Annotated in this window: 21 protein-coding genes; all 21 read right to left on the bottom strand. The window is 44.5% G+C overall.

Translation table 11 applies throughout. The features are described 5' to 3' along the window. Positions 1–15 precede the first annotated feature (15 nt). The 21 genes from OO016_RS00825 to OO016_RS00725 all read right to left on the bottom strand — a co-directional run bounded on the left by OO016_RS00825 (position 16) and on the right by OO016_RS00725 (position 21,346). A complete protein-coding gene (locus OO016_RS00825) occupies positions 16–1,599 on the bottom strand; it encodes a GMC family oxidoreductase (protein WP_266010126.1) in 1,584 nt (527 codons plus the stop codon). 5 nt (positions 1,600–1,604) lie between these two features. After that, a complete protein-coding gene (locus OO016_RS00820; RefSeq protein ID WP_266010125.1) occupies positions 1,605–2,183 on the bottom strand; it encodes a gluconate 2-dehydrogenase subunit 3 family protein in 579 nt (192 codons plus the stop codon). Between the two features lie 179 nt (positions 2,184–2,362). Beyond that, the gene (locus OO016_RS00815; RefSeq protein ID WP_266010124.1) at positions 2,363–4,702 is read right to left on the bottom strand and encodes a TonB-dependent receptor domain-containing protein; all 2,340 of its coding nucleotides are present in this window, start codon (positions 4,700–4,702) and stop codon (positions 2,363–2,365) included. A gap of 140 nt (positions 4,703–4,842) precedes the next feature. Then, positions 4,843–5,175: an antibiotic biosynthesis monooxygenase gene (locus OO016_RS00810; protein ID WP_266010123.1), complete on the bottom strand. Its 333-nt coding sequence runs from the start codon at positions 5,173–5,175 to the stop codon at positions 4,843–4,845. A 12-nt stretch (positions 5,176–5,187) separates the two neighbouring features. Continuing rightward, positions 5,188–5,778: a hypothetical protein gene (locus OO016_RS00805; RefSeq protein ID WP_266010122.1), complete on the bottom strand. Its 591-nt coding sequence runs from the start codon at positions 5,776–5,778 to the stop codon at positions 5,188–5,190. Between the two features lie 30 nt (positions 5,779–5,808). Next, positions 5,809–7,098, bottom strand: coding sequence for a phosphatidylserine decarboxylase (locus OO016_RS00800; protein ID WP_266010121.1), 1,290 nt, complete (start codon positions 7,096–7,098; stop codon positions 5,809–5,811). Between the two features lie 123 nt (positions 7,099–7,221). Next, positions 7,222–8,169, bottom strand: a complete 948-nt coding sequence (locus tag OO016_RS00795) for an alpha/beta hydrolase family protein (RefSeq protein ID WP_266010120.1) — start codon at positions 8,167–8,169, stop codon at positions 7,222–7,224. Between the two features lie 59 nt (positions 8,170–8,228). Further along, on the bottom strand, positions 8,229–8,885 hold the full coding sequence (locus OO016_RS00790; RefSeq protein WP_266010119.1) for a hypothetical protein: 657 nt from the start codon (positions 8,883–8,885) through the stop codon (positions 8,229–8,231). A gap of 144 nt (positions 8,886–9,029) precedes the next feature. Continuing rightward, a complete protein-coding gene (locus OO016_RS00785; RefSeq protein WP_266010118.1) occupies positions 9,030–10,757 on the bottom strand; it encodes an amidohydrolase in 1,728 nt (575 codons plus the stop codon). A gap of 17 nt (positions 10,758–10,774) precedes the next feature. Next, positions 10,775–11,656 (bottom strand): glycoside hydrolase family 16 protein, encoded by an 882-nt coding sequence (locus OO016_RS00780; RefSeq protein ID WP_266010117.1) that lies wholly within the window; start codon positions 11,654–11,656, stop codon positions 10,775–10,777. Positions 11,657–11,670: 14 nt separating this feature from the next. Continuing rightward, on the bottom strand, positions 11,671–12,492 hold the full coding sequence (locus OO016_RS00775; protein ID WP_266010116.1) for a DUF3179 domain-containing (seleno)protein: 822 nt from the start codon (positions 12,490–12,492) through the stop codon (positions 11,671–11,673). A 12-nt stretch (positions 12,493–12,504) separates the two neighbouring features. After that, positions 12,505–13,473, bottom strand: a complete 969-nt coding sequence (locus OO016_RS00770) for an amidohydrolase family protein (protein WP_266010115.1) — start codon at positions 13,471–13,473, stop codon at positions 12,505–12,507. Positions 13,474–13,484: 11 nt separating this feature from the next. Beyond that, on the bottom strand, positions 13,485–14,057 hold the full coding sequence (locus tag OO016_RS00765; protein ID WP_266010114.1) for a sugar O-acetyltransferase: 573 nt from the start codon (positions 14,055–14,057) through the stop codon (positions 13,485–13,487). A 46-nt stretch (positions 14,058–14,103) separates the two neighbouring features. Then, on the bottom strand, positions 14,104–14,805 hold the full coding sequence (locus OO016_RS00760; RefSeq protein ID WP_266010113.1) for a hypothetical protein: 702 nt from the start codon (positions 14,803–14,805) through the stop codon (positions 14,104–14,106). 139 nt (positions 14,806–14,944) lie between these two features. Continuing rightward, positions 14,945–16,519 (bottom strand): TPR end-of-group domain-containing protein, encoded by a 1,575-nt coding sequence (locus OO016_RS14450; RefSeq protein ID WP_266010112.1) that lies wholly within the window; start codon positions 16,517–16,519, stop codon positions 14,945–14,947. 315 nt (positions 16,520–16,834) lie between these two features. After that, positions 16,835–17,695, bottom strand: coding sequence for an NmrA/HSCARG family protein (locus tag OO016_RS00750; RefSeq protein WP_266010111.1), 861 nt, complete (start codon positions 17,693–17,695; stop codon positions 16,835–16,837). 39 nt (positions 17,696–17,734) lie between these two features. Next, on the bottom strand, positions 17,735–18,574 hold the full coding sequence (locus tag OO016_RS00745) for a formylglycine-generating enzyme family protein (protein WP_266010110.1): 840 nt from the start codon (positions 18,572–18,574) through the stop codon (positions 17,735–17,737). Between the two features lie 102 nt (positions 18,575–18,676). Further along, positions 18,677–19,552, bottom strand: a complete 876-nt coding sequence (locus OO016_RS00740; RefSeq protein WP_266010109.1) for a DUF5694 domain-containing protein — start codon at positions 19,550–19,552, stop codon at positions 18,677–18,679. 23 nt (positions 19,553–19,575) lie between these two features. After that, positions 19,576–20,226, bottom strand: a complete 651-nt coding sequence (locus OO016_RS00735) for a hypothetical protein (RefSeq protein ID WP_266010108.1) — start codon at positions 20,224–20,226, stop codon at positions 19,576–19,578. 126 nt (positions 20,227–20,352) lie between these two features. After that, positions 20,353–20,535, bottom strand: a complete 183-nt coding sequence (locus OO016_RS00730) for a hypothetical protein (protein ID WP_266010107.1) — start codon at positions 20,533–20,535, stop codon at positions 20,353–20,355. Positions 20,536–20,665: 130 nt separating this feature from the next. Next, positions 20,666–21,346, bottom strand: coding sequence for a CPBP family intramembrane glutamic endopeptidase (locus OO016_RS00725; RefSeq protein ID WP_266010106.1), 681 nt, complete (start codon positions 21,344–21,346; stop codon positions 20,666–20,668). Positions 21,347–21,358 lie beyond the last annotated feature (12 nt).

The following is a 21,358-nucleotide window of genomic DNA, read 5'->3' as shown; positions in this document are numbered from 1 at the left end:
CACACCGTAAATGAGTTACCACTGCCTACGCCTTTCCCATATCTTATCTGCTGCCCGTAACGCCAGAGCCATAATTGTTGAAGTGGGATTAACACCAGCCCCAGTCGTAAAAGAACTTCCATCAACAATAAAAAGGTTCTTTATATGATGTGCTTGATTATCAGCATTAACCACTGAATTTTTATCACTGGTGCCCATCCGGGCAGTACCCATAAGATGTGCTAAATTTGTAGGAGGAGGTACCACGACTTCTTTGGCTCCGGACGCTTCCAGTACTTCGGTTGCTTTCTGCGCAGCATGGGCCAGCATTTTTTTGGAATTTTCAGAAAGGGAGTAGGTGACTTTGGCAGCTGCAATACCATTAGAATCTGTTTCCTTTTCATCCAGGGTTACCGTATTGGTTTCTTCAGGTAGATCATCGGCAACAATGGTTATGCCCGCCTGATGGGGAAATACCCTGCTGAATTCATCATGATGCTTATTGCCCCATGGGATTGAGGCAGTTTGTGAAAGAGGGCCAAATGTTCGCTCACCAATCATCATATATCCTCTTTTAAATCCTCTTTTTTCATCCGTTTCATAGAATTCCTGACTAAACAGTGGGCTGCCCATTGGACCTATATGGCCGTCCAGGGTTTCATCAAAAATACCTGAGATAAAGTGAGTTGGATGCACCATGAAATTTTTACCAACAAGGCCATTGGAATTGCCAAGTCCATCCGGGAACAGGCTGGACTTTGAGTTTAACAGAAGTCTTGGGGTTCCAATGCCATTGCAACAAACCACCACCACTTTGGCTGTGACTTCCTGGATGTTGTGGTCTTGATCAAAATATATAGCTCCTTTGGCCCTGCCGGTTTTGTCAACTGTTATTTCTTTAACCCTGGACCAGGGTCTTATTTCTGCACCTTTCTGAATAGCCAGGGGCCAATACGTTCTATCTGTAGATGCTTTTGCTCCCATCGGACATCCAAACATGCATTTACCATGAAGCATACATGGAGACCTGTTATTGTAAGGTTTGGAATTTATGGCCTGGTCCTGAACCCACCAGTGCCAATCCAGTTTTTCAAAACCATTAACCAGGGTTTTCCCCATTTTACCAATGGGCAATGCAGGCATTTGGCGAGGTGATCGCGGAGGGTTAGCAGGATCACCAGAGACACCAGACACACCAATCATCCTGTCGTTCAAATCGTAATATGGTTCCAGGTCCCAGTAGCTTATTGGCCAATCATCTGCAACTCCATCCAGGGTTTTAACCTTAAAGTCTGAAGGATGGAACCTCGGGAAAAGTCCCTGCCAGTGAATGGTAGAACCTCCCACTGCATTAAACATCATTACAAATGGAGGATTTTCCCCGCCCGTTGTTACCGGATAGTCCTCGGGACGCTTTCTAATATTAGGACTTAAGTTAAAATCACCCCTTGACAATTGGATTTCGTAATCTGGTTTTAAGGAGGGGAATGTTAAAGGATCTATCCAGCCACCTTGTTCCAGGCAGACCACTTTTGCCCCTCTTTCCGTTAATCTCCAGGAGAGGGCTGCCCCGGCCGCGCCAGCGCCAATAACTAATACATCTATCTCTTTGTTTTGCATAATCCCTATATCTTGGTGTACATGGGAGGTATGTTTTTTACCCTTTCCAATAATTTTTCATCAAAAGGTTCCATATCTGGTCCGGAGGTACCGGTAGGGTGCGGCTCGTATTTAATCAGGCTGTACACCTTCTCATTGGTGTAGTAACTTTCATAGGTGAAGTCCTTAAGAATGTTAAATAGTTCAGGGGAAGATTGTTCCAGGTTTTTCAAAACTTCGATTCGCTGTTCCCGGTTTAAACTTGCGAAGGCTGCCTTATAGGTATTTGCACTCTGACTTTCAATTTCATCAATCAGGCTATTAAATAATGGGGCGAGCTCCGGCATTTCTTCAATAATACTGGTAACATATTGAAGGCTTCCAACCTCGGAGGCCGAAGGCATATTTTTGTTTGCCGGGATAATTTCATCCGTGGCAAGACTTAAGGTCTCTTTTTGTGAAGGATTAAAGATTGCCCCGGCTTTAGAATCCTTATTCCCTTTGCATGCCAGGTGTACGGTTAAAAATCCGGAGGCTAATAGTAGCTGAGCAGAAATTACCGCCTTGCTGAACTCCCTTCTGGACAAGTTCTTATCGTTTTTCATTGGTTGGTTTTCTGGGTGATGTCCTCCAATTTAGGAATATTATGGATTCTTCCTTCATAGAGGTAAGACTTTATCTTGTTTTTAGACCACATCGAATATGTTAATTATGTTCGTAAGGGATCAGGTATAATACGCATCTTGAAAGATTAAAATTTTATTGAACGCTAAAATTTCTAATATCAATCCTGTATACGTTTTAATTCTTCGTCCAGTGCGCCTTTTTTCCTTTTACTTTCGGTTTTGCTGCCGCCAAAATTATAGGTCAGCCCCATACCAAAACGCCTGTTGTCTGCCGTGTAGACACCATCCAGGTCTATCCCACCGTAATCCGATGTATAAGGGAGGTCGCTTTCTGTGCGGAGGATATCGGCCCCGGTAATCCGAAGTTGTAATTTTTTATCAAAGAAGTCTTTTCGGATACCGAAACTTAGTCCTTCCGTACCCTTTATATAAACGGAACCCCGCCAGATCCACCGGCTGCGCTGGGTGAAGGTAATATCCAGCAGAAAATCTGATGGGAGGCTAATGATATTTTGAATGCGATAATCCCACTGCCAGTTGGAGAGGTCAATAAAGGTACTTTCCACATCGCCCTTAAAGGTTTCCTGAAAGAGGTTTCCAAACAACAGCACATCCCATTTTTCAGTGAGCTTTAGGGGAACACTTAGGGATGCACCCAGGTTGGTTGCCTTTTCCATGTTCCTAGGGATGATTTGAGAGGTCTCTTCCCCTGTAATTTCCACGATCCTGGAAAAGAAATCCGTGGTTTCGCTGTAATAGGCCGTTAAGACAAATTTTTGTTTATAGGCATAAGAGCCCTGGTAATTCATGATGTAATTAGGGTTCAGGAAAGGGTTGCCTTTCCAGATGACCAGCTGACTATTGGGGCGTTCAAAAGGATTCAGGTCCTGGTAAACCGGTCGGGTTATACGCCTTCCGATGCCCAGGCTGAAACTGTGTTTTTCCTGGTCGTCAAAGGACAGTCCTAAACTGGGAAAGAAATCTGTATAGCTGCGGGAAACGTCATTATTTGCCGTCTCCACCTCAGAAAAGAGTTGTCCCCGTGATTCCGTGTGTTCCATCCTCAAGCCGGTATTGAGGGAGAGATGTTCACTTATCTTAAAGTTGAGGTTGGCATAGGCTGCCGTAACATTTTCGGTATAGGTAAAGTCATTGCTTTGTGTGGGGTCAAAAACAGGGGTGCTGTTTTCAAAATTGAAGAAGTTGAAACTGTTGTCGGTTTTAACCTGGGCATATTTAAATCCAGTTGAGAGACTTACGGTTTCCCAGCTTTTCTGGTAATCGGTCTTAACAGACCATAAATTAATTTTTGTATCGGCATCGAACCTGCTGTCTTCCGTGTTGATCACTGTGGTGCCGTCTGTTTCGAAATAAGTATTGGGCTGCAAGGTAATCTGGTCGCTGTTGTATGTCCCAAAACTGATGTTGGTGGTGATGGAGCTTTCGTCCTCAAAATTCCATAAATGAAAGCCGTTAAAAAGGTAGTTTGCGGAGTTGCCCTTGGCCTGTACCCGGGAAAAGAGAATTTCTGTGAATTCAGGTGGTTCTACTGTGAATATGTCGGTAAAATTCACAAGTCGGTTTTCCGTATCATTAAAAATAGCTCTTCCTTCCAGGCCTACATAGTGTTTTTCACTGATCTGTGATTCCAGCCCCAAGCCTATATTAAATCCATCCTGTATCTGGTTTTCGCGTGATAGCCCGAAAAGGACAGCATTGTTCTGTTGTATCCGATCATCAAAGATCCGTAGTGAATTGTTGTGGGATTGGGTAACATCCAGCCTGGTTTGCAATTTGCTCCCACCGAGATTCAACACAACATTATTGCTGTACCGGTATTCTTCCCCTTTGGTAAAACTGGAAGTGACATTGCCATTTAATCCCCGGGCAACGGATTTTTTAAGTCGGATATTGATAATCCCTCCCGTTCCTTCTGCCTCGTATTGCGCTCCAGGGTTGGAAATGATTTCAATGGACTCTACCGTATCTGAGGTCAGGCTTTGCAGAAAATTGACGAGGTCACTCCCTGCCAGGCGGGATTGCACCCCATTCAGATACACCTGAACATTGTCTTTACCCAAAAGCGATATGGAATTATCAAAATCCACGGTAATTCCCGGGGCCACTTTCAGTAAGTCCAACCCATTGCTTCCCGATGCACTGGGACTGCTTGCCACGTTAAAGACAATCTTATCTGCCTTTACCTGGATAAACTCCTTTTGATCTACCAGCACTACCTCGTCCAGTTCACTGACGTTCTCGGTCAGCATTATATCTGGCAGGTTCAGGGTTCTGCCAGCGATCTTAATCAGACTTTCACTCTCATAGGCGGCATAAAGCAAATGATCTATTCGGATGCTGTAGCTACCCGGCGACACATCGGCAAGAATAAATTCACCCTGGACGTCGGTAATGGTGCTGCTGACAAAACGGTTGTCTTCCCGGAATAGTGATATGGTGGCCAGTTCAATAAAATCCCCATTCCCGTTTTTTACCACGCCTCTTATTTCATCGACTGCATTCTGCCCAGGAACAACGAGGGGGCAAATAAAGCAGCACAGAAGAATAAAGTACCGTATTTTAAAACAAGGCATTGGGTTGGATGGTTGGTGGTTATTTTATATTGAAAAGATAGGGTTTATAGCAATAGCTCCTGCTTTAATTCAAAATGTTTGGCTGTATGGTCATATCGTTTTAAAAGCTGCTTTGCTTTTTCAGGGATATAGGCCATTTTATAATTTTCTCCTGCAAATTTCTTTACAGCTTCAAGGGTACTGAACTGAAGAACAAGGAAAAATTGTACTTCCTCATTATGAGTAAGGGTGGAGATGCTCACTTTTTCCAGTCCGTCTACTCCCTTCTTTTTTACATCAAGGAAAACCTCTTCTACAAGAAACTTTTCGTAAGCCGATGCATTTTCAAGTGTGGTCCATCCACTCCAGGTCCGGATGATTTTTTGGTGGGTGGCCATTATATTACCGATTTATTTTTCATCTGCCCCAATTTTTAATCCGTAGTAGGCATTGATCAGGTAGAGTATGTTTATGAGAGGCCCCGCCATCATTGCCTGTTTCCAACTGATAACTCCGGCAAAAGTGATTAGGAAAACTAGTGCGCCAATCCCCGACAGCCCCATGGCAACGATCCGTAACCACTTTTTTAGCAATCCGTCTTCCCGATACAACAGCAGCAAACCGGAAAAGAATACGAGATTTCCAAAAACAAAAACCACTGTAGCCATCTGGTTAGCCATCTCGGCCAGTTCAAATGGTGTATTCTGATACCCTCCGAGCATAATGGGATAGGTAAGCAGCAGGATAAGCTGCCCAACGACAATGACTGACCAGCTTATCTTCCTGAATCTTGCTGCAAAAAATACAGCCCCGATGGCAATCAGGGTCATAAATAAAAACTCCGCTTTCCAGTGCGCCCCGTATAAGGCCCAGTTGCTGTTTATGTAGGCATATCGCTCTACAATGTCCTGTGGGGCTTTGCTGGAGAGGGCAATATAAATAATGATGGTAACATTAATTAGCAGGCTTCCCAGGGACCAGAATATTTTTGCTAGTTTCATATCGGTACATATTTATAAGTTGACGGTACTTTATTGTTCCTTACTGAGATAGCCCAGGCGTTCCCCCATCAGGATATGCTGGTAGTATTCGCTTCCTTCCTGCACAGGGGCATCGAGCGTAAAGGTGACCCCCTCTTGGAAAATTACGATAAAATCAGATCCGCCGAAGGCAAAATGACCCAGCATATCTCCCTTCTTCACCCTGGCTCCCGGAACCACCGTATCTTCAAGATTAACAGAACTCACCGCAGCCATGCCTATGGGGAGCAGTGCTACCAATCCGTAATCCTGGGTTTCCACAATAACACAACCCCGGGTTTCGATGGATTGCCATCCGGTTTTAGCTGCCGGGTTAAAGGCATACCTTTTATTTTCACTATCCCATTTGAGTTCGCCACCAGGGGGATTGATCCCCTTTATGATCCGGGCTTCTTTGATGGTTCCCCCCACAGGGAAATGATAGCGATGATAGTCGTTTACATTCAAAAAGGAGTGGGTGAATGTGCCATTAGCAAAGGCATCTTTATATTCGGAATCTTCCCCAATTAATTTGGATATGGACCTAATGGTAGCCGATTTTACGGGAACCCCATCCTCAACAACCAGCTGGGACAAGCTGTCAATGGCCCATACTCCCTGTGGTTCGGAATCCGCAAAGGCAACAACAATGGAATCTGTTTTCGGAGCGGCAATTGGCCGCATTTCCGGTGATTTCAGGTAGCGGGAAAAGAATTCGTTGAAGGTGGTCCAGTTGGATGGGTCTTCGTACCAGCCATTTTGTAAGCCGAAATTAGGATCGTTCAGGGCCATCTGGTAATATTCCTCATTCCATGAAGCTTCACTATCCAGGAAGTTGCCCCAGGATCTGCTGAATTCCATTAACCAGGAGGCAAAGGGTTCTGTATACTGAAGGGAGTTGTTAACCAGTCCTTTTCCTTCGAGTTCGGCCAGGGGCTGGTCTACCAGGAAATAGAAAGCGCATAGGCTTTGGAAGATATTATCAAAAATCTCCGGGTATTCCTCTTTTTGCAGTAAGGCCCAGGGCATAGAAGTTTCGGCCCAGGAAACAAATGCGTAGTATTCTTCCAGGTTTTGTGCCGGATTGGTATTGGGATCCGGATTGATCTGTTTGGCTTTTTCCAGGGATGCCTCCAGCATCGACTTCAATTCGGGATCGCTTTCTACCAGTGTAATCAATTGCTGTGTGGCAGGGTTATACTGAGATATTTTTACTTCGCTGCGACAGGAGACTACTAGAACTAGGATGCAGCCCACAAAAAAGTGGGGAATGTAGAAGAGTTTATTTTGCAGAGATTTCATTTCGGCTTGTTTAGTTATTAAATGTTGGAATTAGGACTGTGTAATCCTCTGAAAATTGGAATATGCCAAATGACCGGGTAAGTTAAAAAGCGTTTACAGTGTTTAAAGTTAGAGGTTTATTGCTTAATCCTGGTTTAGATACTTTTTAAACCACTCCAGGGCCTTCAGGGATTCCTCTTTCGATTGCGGAGCTAATCCATGTCCTCTTCCCTTTATTTCGTGAAGTTCATGGGTCACCTCAGCTTCTTTCAAGAGTTTAACCAGAATTTCTGATTGCTGTATGGGCACCAACTTATCTTGTTCCCCGTGAATTAATAAAACGGGGGGATCATCCGCAGAAACGAAGGACACTGGAGAATTTTTTTCAAAATATTCCCGTAGTTTTTGAGGTTCTTCCACGCGCTCAAAGCGATATGACTCAGGATTCCATTCATGATAGTCAAAAGGAGCTACCAGATAATATCCAAAAGAACTGAAATGATCTATAATGGAAGTATTGGTTTTACCGAAATTAAGAAGGTCCGTCGAGGGAGAATAGGCTACCACTGCCTGTACTTTTGAAGATATCCGATCAACCGGGTCTTTAGCTTCAGGATTTGGGGGAGGAGAAGCCAGTCCCGCCATCAGGGCTACATGTGCACCAGACGAATAACCCATTACGCCAATCCTATCTGGATGTACACCTAAACGCACTGCATTATATCTAATGAACCTTACAGCACGAGGTATGTCTGAGCTGCTTTCGTCTGTCGTATACTTAGGCTGACTACTAAGGGCGGTAGCGAAGACAACAAACCCTTCTTCCAGTAGGTGCTGAATATCAGGTCGTTCCCCAGCCTGGTGAGACCACAACGGACTTGAATTCATACCTCCACACATCAGCACTATTATCCCGCTTTTTGATGTATTGTCTCCGGGATAGTAAATGTCCATAACCAGGGCCATCCCATCTCTATAACCATATATTACATCCTGCTGGTGACTCCCGTATTTCTGAGAATTAATTGTATTTAAAAGGAAAAGGCATATTAACGACAGGAAGGTCTTTAGAGGTTTGTCAATTCCTATCATCTTTTGCTAACTTGATTTACGTCAATGTATGCTTTAATGGATCAAATTTATAAGCAGATTCAAAGGGTGTTAGGGGTATCATGAGCACCCCTGCAGTTCTTATTTAGTATAACCTTTAAGCGTTCAAGTACGGTGGCACTAGCAGGAATTTCTTCGAGTTTCAGACCCGGATAGGAATTGGCTGCTTTCCAGTTTGCAATAGTAGTACTGAAGAATTCAGTAGCAGTGGCATCTGTTTCATATACAATGACCTCAAAAGTCTCGCCTTCATCTCCGCCAAAGCGGGTAATTACCTGCCATTCCCCGTCTCTTTTGTAGGAGGTATTGGTATGGTCGGACTGAGGATAATAAAAACCATCAGAGGGTTTGAGAAGTACCCAGATATCTTTATTGTGACCTTCCGGGTAGACCCCTTTGGTTAAAATACGGCAATTGACGGAATCTCCTGCAATAGGAGAAAGCACCTGCACACTTTTTACCGGGTATTCAACCGGTTTCATTTCTTCTACCGTGGCCTGCTCCAGCGGACCGGGAACATTTACCGTGCCATATGAGAAACCGCCATAGATGAACAACAAAACCCCAATAATGCCAAGGGGTACCCTTAATTTCGGGCTAATCAAGTTCAGAGGGGCGTCTTTAATCTTAATGTTGTGGCTGATCGATAGCAGGATTAACAAGGCACCTACTAGAATGATTACGATTTCTGCAGACATGATACTTATATTTTAAGGAATCGCCGGTGCTAATTGTGGAATTAAAGACATGATTACCATGTCTTTAAAGAGATATACAATTTACGAAATTCTACAGTTATAATGGCCCTTATTCCTTAAGATTTTGCCATGTATTCAGCTAGCTTAATCTTCTTTTTCAAAAACCACTTCGCCATTAAAAATGGTCATAATCACGTCTGTTTCCAGCAGCTTGTCTTCCGGTACCTGCATGAGGTCCTGATTGTAAATAGCAAAGTCGGCGAGCTTTCCAGGCTCGATAGAACCTTTGATGTCTTCTTCAAATGCCCCATAGGCCGCATCCAGGGTGTAGGATCGCAGGGCCTGCTCACGGGTCATCTTCTGTTCAGGTTCGTAGCCTCCTTCCGGCGTGCCCTTCAATGTTTTGCGACTCACGCTGGCATAGAAGCTGGCTATGGGATTCAGGGGTTCTACCGGCACATCGGTGCCATTAACAATGGGAATGCCGCTCCGCAGCAAAGCCTGCCACATATAGGCCCCCTCTACGATCCGTTTTTCCCCAAGGCGGTCAATAGCCCAGGGCCTGTCTGATGAGAGGTGTACTGCCTGCATGGCTGGGATTACCCCCAGTTCTGCAAATCTTGGAATATCATCGGGGTGGAGATGCTGGGCGTGTTCTATCCGATACCTGTGATCATTGGCCAGTTCCGGGAATTCTACGAAAGCGGCTTCATAACGATCCAGGATCTCCCTGTTAGCCCTGTCGCCAATGGCGTGGGAACAGATCTGAAATCCGTGTTGCAATCCATTCAGGGCACTTTCTGCTACGAATTCCATGGGCAGGGTTTCATGCCCGTAATGACCGGGACGATCCGAATATGGCTCCAGCAGCCAGGCTCCTCTGGACCCCAGGGCGCCATCGCAGTTCAGCTTTACGGAACGGATGGTAAATTCGTGATCCGGGTCTACCATCATACCGCGGTCGTACCATTCATTGAGCAGTTCTTTATCCCAGCCGGTGAGCATGGCATACATTCGTACCTTCATTTTATCCTCTGCCTTCATTTTTTCGTATAGCGCAATAGTCCCCCTGCCAATCCCGGCATCGTGAAATCCGGTTATTCCATGTCGATGGCAGGCGGCTACGGCCAGTTCAAAAGCCTGCCTATCGGTCTCAGGAGTATTGGCGGGTATATGCTTGGTGATAAGTGTCTGGGCTCGCTCATTGAATACTCCTGTAGGCCTCCCCAGGGCATCCCGAATGACTTCTCCACCTTCTACCTCAAACTGGTCTATTCCCTCACGAGGGAGCACCTGTATCCCGGCAATTTCCATAGCCTTGGCATTGGCAAAGCCCGCATGCCCGCTGGCGTGCCTCAGGTAGACGGGGTTGTCCGGGGAAACCTCGCTGAGCCGGTCATGGGTCTGGAAACCTAAAACCGTATCTGCGGGGATAGAATCCCATTTGCTCTGGTGCCATCCGCGACCGGTGATCCATTCGCCGGGTTCTGCCGTTTTCACTTTCTCAGCAACGGCATCAATTATTTGCTGATAGCTGGTAGTATTGATGAGGTCCAGCGATAACTCGTTGTAGCCTAACCCCATAAAATGACCGTGGCCTTCAATTAACCCGGGGGTCATGGTTTTTCCCTCCAGATCGATCACCTGGGTTTGGTCTGTCTTATACATTTCTGCTTCCTCCAGGCTGCCGGCAAACAGAATAAGGTTATCCCTGACCGCAACGGCCTCTACGATGGTTTGAGTGGTATCTACGGTATAGATTGGTCCGCCATGAATCAGCAGTGTTGCAGATTCTTTGTCTGGTCCTGAACAACCTATTAAAAGGATTACTGCCAGTACAGCCGACAGTTTAAAGGAATTTCGAGATCGCATCTTTTTTGTTTTTGATTTTATTTCTGATATACCCTTACCCAATCTACATACATATATTGCGGAAAGGTAGTCGTATCATCGGGCCTGCCAGACCATTTTCCGCCTACGGCGATGTTCAGTAGCAGGAAGTGTTCCTTGTGGAATTCCGACAGTTCTTCGGAGTCAATGGGAAAGGATGTGATTTCTTTACCATCCATAAACCATGAGATTTTCTTAGGGTCCCATTCCAGCTCAAAGATATGGAAATCATCGGCAAACCGGCCTTCCTGCAGTTCGTAGGTTACTGCACCCATACTGGCGTGCCTTCCTTTTTTATTTGCATAGTGGAGGTTTACTTCAATAGCGCCGTCATCCTTGGAACCGTATAATTCGAGGATGTCGATTTCCCCGCACTGTGGCCAGGGGGTATCACCGCCGTTCTCATCTATATTTGCTCCCAGCATCCAGAAGGCCGGCCAGATACCTTCCCCATAAGGAAGTTTGATCCGGGCGGCTATCTTTCCGTATTTCCAGGATTGTTTATTAGCGGTGTTCAGGCGAGCCGAGGTGTATTGATCCATACCGTGTTCATCGCTTTTGTGAATAGCCTTAATCACCAGCTGATTGTTTTCTATGTAGGCATTTTCACTGCTGTTTGTATAGCGTTGCCATTCGTCGTTAAAACGGCCGGCCGGTTCAACCTGAAAAGTCCAGTTCGCAGGGTTAATGGTTTCAGATTCAAATTCATCGGCCCAGGCTAGCTTCCAATTGTCGCCCGGTTGGTATTTCTCTTCACCTGAAGTATAGGTCATTTCATCAATTTGGTTTGATTGATCGACTGGTTTTTCTTTTTTGTTGTCCTTGCAGGAGGTAAGGATCAACAGAGCACAAATTACAAAAGAGGTAAGATATTTATTCATTATGTCTTACTTAATTATTCACTATTGCTGATATACTTTTCCCTGATTTGAGTTACATCTTCCAGGGCAGGCCATTGTGTGGGCCGTTCAAAGTCCTGCCCTGATTTCAAGACCTGTGCAGTCGGATAATTTTCTTTTACGTCCTTCCATTTTACGTCCTTCCATTTGTTGTTGTCCATTTCAAGGAGTCTTACATCTCTCAAAGGACCAGAAACTGCTTTGCCAATTAATGGCCACCAGAGGCTTTCAGTTTCCCGGTCCCAGAGGATGAATCCATCCAGGCCATCCCAGACTTCTTCATCGTAATAGGTATATCCGCTCAGGGCGAAGGTTAGCTCCGTATCCCCGTAATTACGCTCATAAATAGCCCCGAGATCGGCCAGTATGCAATACACGGCCATTATTGGTTGTCCGTTTAACTCGTCATTGACCACTTCGTGCCGGATCAGGTCTGGCACGGAATAGGCCTTTACTTCATCTCCCGCATAGGCCACGAGAAAGCGCGTACTGTCTGCCCAGACCTCATTGGCTTCTTCTACCGTGATGAATTCCGGTTGCAGTAAAGCCGGAAAGGCTTCCCTGCCTATGCCATAATGAAATTGTTCATCTTTTAGGGAATATCCACTTATGTTGAAATGCTGGTCCGGATCTTCTCCTCCGTAGAGCATTTTCTGTCCATTTTGCTCGAAGAATTTACCATTCTCTATGGAAACTGGTCGCTTTTTTTTAACCTCCTCTGTGGATTTTTCACTGTTTTCCTCTCCTGTTTTGGTATTGATTTGCTGCTTGCAGCCTGCCATGAGAAGCAGGCATGTGATGAATATAGTTGATTTCATTAATGGCTTGTTTTACTCCTGTTGCTTGCTCTTATGTTTAGCAATTTCTTCCTCGCTCAGCCCTAAAAAGGTAGCTGCATTGTCATAGAAGATATCTTCTTTCTCTTCCAGGGAAAGGAAATCGGCATTGTTGATGGAGGCTATGGCCACATCCATGGTTTCCGGCCATACCATCTGGTCTGTGCCGTGCATGATGCGATCTCCGAAACCAGCTGTGATAAGCGGTTTTAGAAAAGCGTATAGTTCTTCTTCCGGCAGTATCCAGTTCACTACCGCAATATCGGCATATACATTAGGATGGGCATACATCAGGGCTTTCATATCTTCCACATAGGGCCAGCCCCCGTGCATTACATAGATCCTCAGATTGGGGTAGCTCACCAGAACTTCTTCCAGTTGAACGGGTTCTGCATTGTAAACGCGCATGCCCCCGAGCATTTGCGGCATGAGGTGGAAGCCGCCATTAGGGCCACCAGGCAGGATGTGGAACCCCACCGGGATGCCCAATTCTTCGGCCAGTTTGAAATAAGGTAGTTGAGAGGGATTGTCTGCCCTTATACCACCGTAAAAGGGCGCCATTTCCGCAATGGCTTGCAATTTGCCCTGTTCGTGCCACTGGCGAAGCGTATCTGCAGGCTGATTGGCTTTCGCAATCAGAATTTTGTCCGGGGCATCATTTATCCAGAGCTCTCCTGAAGTAACTACAGCTTTGACAATATTGTATTTTTCAAATCTTGCCATGACCTCTTTTTTGAGTTCTTCTGCAGTGGCTGCTCCCTGGAAAGTCTGTTTGCGAAGGGTAGGGGGGTGCGTAATCCCCAGCATACCGTCGCCTTCTGTATAGGCATGCAAGTGCATATCGATAATAGGACCGGTATAGATTTCATTGGTAGCCTTTTCAGCGTTTTCCGAAGGTACATTTTGTTTACAGCCCAGTATAAGGCATATAGCGAGGATTATAAATAAGTGAAACTGTCTCATATTGTGTTGGTTTAAAGTTGTTTTATAATTCGGCAGGGGTTCCCAAAGGCCAGTACATTATCCGGCAGGCTTTTTGTTACTAAACTGCCCGCCCCAATGGTTACATTGTTCCCTATTTCCACCCCGGGAAAGATAACGGTATTGCCTCCAATCCAGACGTTGTCTCCAATGGACACGGGTTTGGTTGAAGTGAGGTAGCGGGATCCATTCTTATCTTTCAGGATCCGTTCTGAGGCTTTTAGTGGATGGGTTGCTGTATAGATCTGCACATAGGGCGCAATAAGTCCGTTTTTTCCAATGCTAATGGCATTGTTGTCCAGGAAAATGCAGTTGGTATTGATAAAAGTATTTGCTCCAATGGAGATGTTTTCACCGTAGTCACAAAAGAAAGGTGTTTCAATCCATACCCCTTTGCCTACCTGACCCAGCAAACTTTTCAGAATGTACCCGCGTTCTTCGGTCAGTTCAGAATCTAGGGTATTGTATTCCTGCAGGAGTTTCCTGGTCTTATGGTATATACCCAGCAATTCCGGATCCCTGGAATTGTAGTTTTCCCCATTGAGCATTTTATCTTTTTCAGTCATTTGGATCAAGTTCTATCAGGTATAACTAAGTTCAATTTTAACCTCATTAGCCAGAGTAACCGGTAAGATAATTAAGGGTCGATACCCACCATTCCCATCCACCTGCGTAATACATTAGTATGTGTTGTACCACTATAAACAGTAGAAAAGGAAGGTAGGTAACACTCATTTCCTTAGCTTCTCTTTCGCGCCAAATTATGTAGAGAAGGACCAGTTCAATTATTAAATAAGAGTAGGTGAGGGCTGAGTTGAAATTATCAGCAAGGCCAAATACAAAGAAAACCCTGGTCAATGCTGGCAACAGAGGACCAAAAATAGTAATGATCATCAACCGGGCATGTAACTTCAGCCTTTTCCTATGATAAATAGCCAGGGCATAGATTCCTATGAATGATGACAGTGTAACAACATCAATAAATGCCAATTTATAGACAGAACCAGGAGGGTAAAAAGCCTGTCTGTTTATCATCGATTTTATCATTATCACTCCTCCTATCACAATCAGGGGCACCAGGATCAATGAGACCCACCCCAGTTTGCGGTGGAGTTTGATCTTTCCGATTTTATACAGATAAGGCTGGGTTACCAGCAGGATCATCCAAAGGGAGGCACTTATCCCATGGAGGTGGTAGGGGAATGCCATTTCATCCAGTTTGCTGAAGTAGGACTGACTAAAACCTACTGCTATAATGACCAGGCTGATGGCCAGAAAGATGTAAGCGTTTCCGTAAAATTTTGCTTTGTTCATTTGGTTGGTTGTCGGCTTGGATACGGCACAGCTTGCCATATTCCATGTTTTATTCCGTTCAAGTTAACAAATTTATATGGTGTAGCAGGGAAAGACCTGTTGAAACCATTCGAGGTGGCGCTTGCAGCCTTTTAAAAAACTATTTGTCCTGTATTAGGGCAATGAAATCCGGCTCGTTTTTCAGGCAGTATAAATCCGGATCATGCCGGATATATTCATAGTTTCCAAAACCATTATCTATGGCCCTCCTGAGGTTTTCAATAGACGCTTTATAATCGCCAATCAGGGCATAAAAGCATGCGGCATTATAGACAATGATCGGGTCGTCCGGGTTTTGCTCGATCCCCCTGTACATCTCATCTCTGGCCTCAGCCACTCGCCCTAGTCGTTGTAAGGTAAAAGCATAAAACTGGTGTGCCCTGGCGTCGTCCGGATTGCGCTTGAGATAAGAAGGATAGAATGATGCCGCCCTTTCTATGGTTTTCTGCAGATTTTCTTTATCCTGCAACTTTTCATAGGACATTTGCAGGTCCCCATAGGCGGAATGAAAATCGCTGTATAGCTCCAACACCTTATTATAGTCTGCTATAGCTTCATGGTCCCTGTCCATTATTCTGTAGAGCCGTCCCCGAATCCAATAAGCAAAGAAATTATCGGTATCAAAGGAAATGGCCTTCTGGGTGGCGATGAGAGCCTCATTGAGCAATTTTTTATTATAATAAACCAATCCCAGCGCACTGTAAGCTTCAGAGGAAGCAGGATCGTAAATTAGGGCCTTCAGTGCCGATTCTTCTGCTTTCTCAAGCCATTTGGGGTTCCGGTCATGTGTTTCATAAAGGAGTCCACATGCTTCGCTCATACCGGCATAAGGAGCTGCGTACTCAGGATCCTGCTCAATTGCTTCCTGAAAAAGATCAACAGCCAGCAGGAGATAGCTCCTGGTGTATTTGAGGAGAAACTCTCGGGCCCTGAGGTTTGCATCGTGGGCTTTGCTGTTTAATGTTGCTCTTTTGTTCAGCGCTTTTTTTTCCTTCGGGCTCAGCTTTAGTTGCAATGATGCCACAATTTTTTTAGCTACTTTTTCCTGGATGGCAAACACATCGGTCATTTTGCCACTGTATATCTCCGCCCATAGCTCTGCATCCTTTTCAACATCAATTAACTCTGTGGATATTTTTATGTCGTCCTTATTCTTGCGTACGGTGCCATGCAGGATATATCTTGCGTTTAAATCCATGCCCAGGGAGTGAATGTCCAGATCGGAATCTCTGTACTGCATGGAGGTACGCCTTGAAGCGATATCAAGCTCTTTAATTCCGGACAGGCGTACAATGATCTCTTCCGTCAACCCATCACTAAAATAATCGGTGTCTCCGCCGGGGCTTATGTTCTGAAAGGGCAATACTGCCAGCTTTTTTTTGGCATGTAGGGTTGCTGGTCCTGATGTCTTAGTATCCGTTTCCTCAGAGGGAAGATTCTTTGTTTTTCTAATTCCTTTAGGGGAAATCTCATATACCCATGAAAACACCAGGATGACTGGAAAGCCAATAATCAAACCAAAGAGCAAAACCTTCATAAAATAAGGCGGAACATTGAAGGTAGGAAGTACCACATCTGATACCTGGGCAATAACCCATGCTGCCAACAAATACGTAATTGCAGATCTGAAAACTTTCCGCCTTTTGAGCTCTCCTATGAACTTTTTGTAATTCACGAAACCAGCGAGTTAATGAACAGAACATAAGGTCTGAGGTCAGGAAAACCGCAGGTGTGCCTTTTGCAGAGGATGCCTTAAAGAGGTTAATGTGGGAAAAAGAGCAGCCTGAACCTTTCCACCTATTTTACACTTAAAGATACGCATAATTTTCCATGGGAATGATATAGAAAAGCGCGGATGTGGGTAGGCTTAGTTAGGAAAATAAGCAAACGGATATGCCTTAAATTACGATTAGCCGCGATGGTCTCATAATTCAAGTTTTAAGGGTCATATACGCTTAAAAACAGGATCTTTTCCGAAGATAAATCAATCTTATCCCTTACCAAAATGTTGCTTAGCCCAGCTCTTATAATCCCCTTCAATACCAAATTCTTTCCGAACCGCATTTATGTCCTCAGTCGGACAAAAATTATGCTTATTCATATAGCTAAACATTTTATGCAAATCGGCACCCATGGCCAACCGAACAATGAGACCAGGTAGCTTTTTGTACTTGACGGGTTTGTTCATGGCTTCCGCATATAGCTTGGGGATATCTGAAATCTGATACTGGTCTGTGGCTATAGTCAGTGTTTTACCTGAATACTTCTCAGGCTGAGAAATTACCTGTGCGGCGATCTTTCCGATATGATCTACCCCAATGAGTTGCTGTTTGCAGGATCTTTTCAGGGGTGTTGTAAACTTCCCTTTTCTGATACTGCTGGCGGCCTGCGGGATAAGGTCGTTCTCGAAAAAAGATACAGGGCGCAGGACTGTATGGTTTAATCCAGTTGCTTTGATGTAATGCTCTATTTCGTTCTTGCTTTCAAAATGGGGGATTCCTGTTTTTAAATCTGCTCCGGCAACCGAGGAGTACACCAGGTGGTTGCTTTTCTCTTGTTCCAATGCATCAATAAACCGTTTGGCCTGTTGTATTTCACTCTTCTTTTTTTGCAAGGCCTGAAAAAAGTAGATGGCATCGGCCTGGTTCATTTCCTGGGCAAAGGAGGCAGGATAGTCCAAATCGCCTTGAACAAGAGTAACCCCCTGCTTTTTCCAGTTCCGGGCCTTTTCTGAGTTCACATTTCGAGTTAAGCCAATAACTTTATGGCCCATATCGAGGAGGTGCCGGGTAAGGGCAGAGCCCTGATTGCCAGTGATGCCAGTTACAAAGACGCGTTTTTTGTTTTCCATGGTTGGTTGTTTAAGTGTGGGTTTATTGAATTTTATTATTCAATCCTTTTTTTCGCATACAATCCTGAATCCTATTGAAAACCCCCATAATCCGGGTTCATGGGTCTTTCTTTTAAAGGACGTTGCATTATCCGCTCCAAAATACCAGCTGCCTCCCCTGATTATTTTTTCTGTCCCGTCTGCTGGGCCTTTAGGGTCTGTCAGGGCTTCCTCTGGGTATGGAGCGTACCAGTCGCTGACCCATTCCCAAACATTACCATGCATATCATGTAAACCCCAGTCATTTGGGGCATAACTTCCCACAGGTTGAGGATGCCCTGTAAATTTTCCAAAAGCTGAGTATACGGACGCTACTGTGGCATTAAAATTTGCCAATGTATCCGATAACTGCATACCATATGAAAATGGTGTTGTTGTTCCCGCCCTGCAGGCATATTCCCATTCGGCTTCTGTAGGGAGACGAAAGTGAAATTTATCTGATAAATCATTAAGCCGTCCCAGAAATGTTTGCACATCCAGGTAAGAGACAGAGACCACGGGATAATTAGGGTCTTCATTTCGGAAAGGTGAGGGCTTTTCCGGATGTAATTCATTATCCCCCATTATTTGTTGCCATTGTCTTTGGGTGACCTCCTTTTTCCCCATCCAAAAATCACCTGAAATGATGACTTCATGTACTGGAGTTGAAGAGGTGTCATCACTCCACTCATTGGCCCCCATCAGAAACTCCCCTTTAGGTATAAGAATGAACTCCATGCCCAGAACAGGCTCTTTCAGTTCAGGCAGAGTTCTTTCCTGATAACTACATCCATTACAGAATAGCAGTACCATGATCGATAAGCTAATTCGGTGAATACCCACTTCATGTAATATTGTCATTTACAATTTACATAAAGCCAGACTTATTTTGAGATAAGTGTATAAGTTTTATGATTACCGGTGGTGGGGTATTTATGGCAATCATGTAGCAGGAGTTATTGGTCAGTGCAAATAATCTGCAACCTCCACATATTCCATATCGCTGCGGTCAATAATTGCATTTCGTAAAACGGCCCGATGGCCAGCGCCGATAATAACTAAAATACGGTCTTCCTTGCTTTCAATAGTTTCGGCCATGTTTTTAAGAATTATAAAATTCCGTTCCCACCAAGTGGAGGCAACCCTGGCACCAGCTTCGTTGATACTATCACCCCAACTCAAGGCCTTACCTATATAGACGTCATTCGTGAACTGGTCTATGGCTGGTGTATTTGTTCGGGCGAAATACGAGGCGATCCGCATGGTGTCCAGGACGGTATTCTCCTTTGCAACATAATCTTTGATCTGGGTAACAAATTCCTCAAACTCACCCATTTTTCCAGTCCGCTGGCAGTATTCTACGATCTCTTCAAAAGGTAAATCAACATTGTAGTCAATGGCAAACAATTGAGGGTGGCCCAATTGTTTGGCCAGTCGGAATCCCAGTTGTTGGGTTTCACTTACCCTAAGGGTATCCTTACCTGAGAGGTAATTATGATAACGTTCATCCAAACGCGCCTGTCTTTCTTTAGGGTATTCGACCAATATTTTGGTAGGTTTAAATTCGGCCAGCTGGGCAACCACTTCCTTAATATCATCCTGCCTGCGTTTACCAAAAGGATCGGCCATATGCATGGCAGCCATATCCCCCGTACTTCCTCCAAAGTGAAAGACGCCAAGGACAGTAACCTTGGCGGCGTCACTTTCTGTTATGGTTTCGCTGATTTCCCTTGTTTTTTCTTTTTTTGATTGGGGCTGACAAGCCGCAATTAGAAATAGCAGGAAAAGACTATAAATGTTGTTTAGATTAAAAATTCTTTTGTTTGATATATTGAACATAATGAATAGAGGTTGGTGTTTGTCTAGGCTGTATTGTTTTTCTTTTTATATAGAACCACCGTAAACCAAATGAAGAATACCAGTACCCAAATACCAAAAAAAGGCCCCAGGTCAAACAATCCGGCTTCCGCTGGCGCAGTGGGGAAGGTAATCATGTTGAGAACTAGCAAGCCCGCAGAAAGTAGGCATCCAGCTAGGCCCAGGACAAGACTAAAGCTCTTGCTTCTCATAATGTTAATTCCAAACAAAAACCAGGAAATGGTAATGAATATGTCGAAAGCAACATCCAGCCCCGCCTGAACCCTGTTTGCACCCCTGAAAGTTGCCCTGAGGAACTTTTTCGACTCTTCCGAACTGGCAGTTTCCAAAGCTTCCTGATGCCACATACCGTTGGCTACCTGTACGACTATTAAGGACAATACCAGAGCTCCCCCTATAATCCCAAAAATATAAGCTATCTCAAGTGTTGCCGTGTGGGCTTCCTTTTTTAGAAAATGGTATAATCCCATGAATGAAATAATCCAGAGCAGGGGAAAGGTAAATCCAATGAGCCTGGCGAGGGGGTCAGGCAGAAATGAAAGGGCTGCAACGCTGAAGTACATAAGAATTGACAAAATTCCGGATATGGCCCCAATTTTTTCTATCTGGTGGATCTCGTTTTTAGTAGATGACATGCTGTAGTGGTTTTAATTGGTTATCAGTACAATAGTGAGAATTGGACAGGCCAACCCCACCACTTAAATAAAGACAAGTAACCCCATGATTTGTTACACCATGGTTAACAAATCCGAATTAAAGGACTATCCTGTCTTTTCCACAACCAGCAGAAAATCAATCTTTGCGGTAGCCCCCATTCCCTGAAAAGTGGGCCTTACGTTGGGCATTACGGAGATTACTTCTCCCTCAAGAGTGTTTAAAAATTGTTCCAGTTTTTCCTGCATATTCCGGCTGCTGACCTCAATTTTGTGCACTTTGTAATTCATGACTTCTTCCTTTTGTTATTAAAGACAATAGTTTATTGCTATTCCATTTAATGCGCAAATTCAATCTGCAGGACTACTTGCCCCGGTAATTTGGTCTTTAAATAGTGGTAAATGGGATGTTCCAAATATCTTAAAGAAATTGCCCAATCCAATCAGCAATCAGCCTTTCCTTGTTTAAATAAATCAATGTAATACCGATCATATCATAAAACCCATGGGTCAGTATGGCCAGGCCCAAATTGTTGCGGTTTTTATAGAATATTAAGGCAAGTAAGAAACCGATCAACCCAGTTGTGATCATGCCGGATAAACCCTGATAATAGTGGGCAAGGCCAAAGAGTGCGGAAATGACCACAGCTGAGGTCAGCCAGGCTTTATCGGTATCTCCCAGGAACAGGGCAACCCGCTTCATGAAATATCCACGATATAGGAACTCCTCCCCAAAGGCAGCAAATACCCACATAATCACTATAAAAATCAGATAATTGACCAAACTGCCGCGGATATGGTCCAGGGCACTTAAATCAATAGCGCCCAGATAATGTTCAATAAGGGGCTGAACAATAAAGTCTATTCCTAAATAGATCAGAACTGCTAGCAGCAGGGCTCTCATACAGGTTTTTAGCCATGGGAATTTATTGATCCCGAATTCTGACCATTTAAATTTACTGCCCCACAAAGCTATCAGGGCTACTATAATCCCGAAAAAATAGGCTAGGTTGCCGCTGACCGATTGAAGTCCTGCAGTTATAAGAATAACAACTATTACGGCTATGGGGGATGTCAAAAAGTTGAAGATTTTTGTTCTCATGGCTTTGGTGAT

It is taken from the genome of Lentiprolixibacter aurantiacus (assembly GCF_026241225.1).
GTDB classification, from domain to species: domain Bacteria; phylum Bacteroidota; class Bacteroidia; order Flavobacteriales; family Flavobacteriaceae; genus Lentiprolixibacter; species Lentiprolixibacter aurantiacus.
Note: the sequence above shows the minus strand (reverse complement) of the source record. Positions and strands in the feature narration are given on the sequence as shown.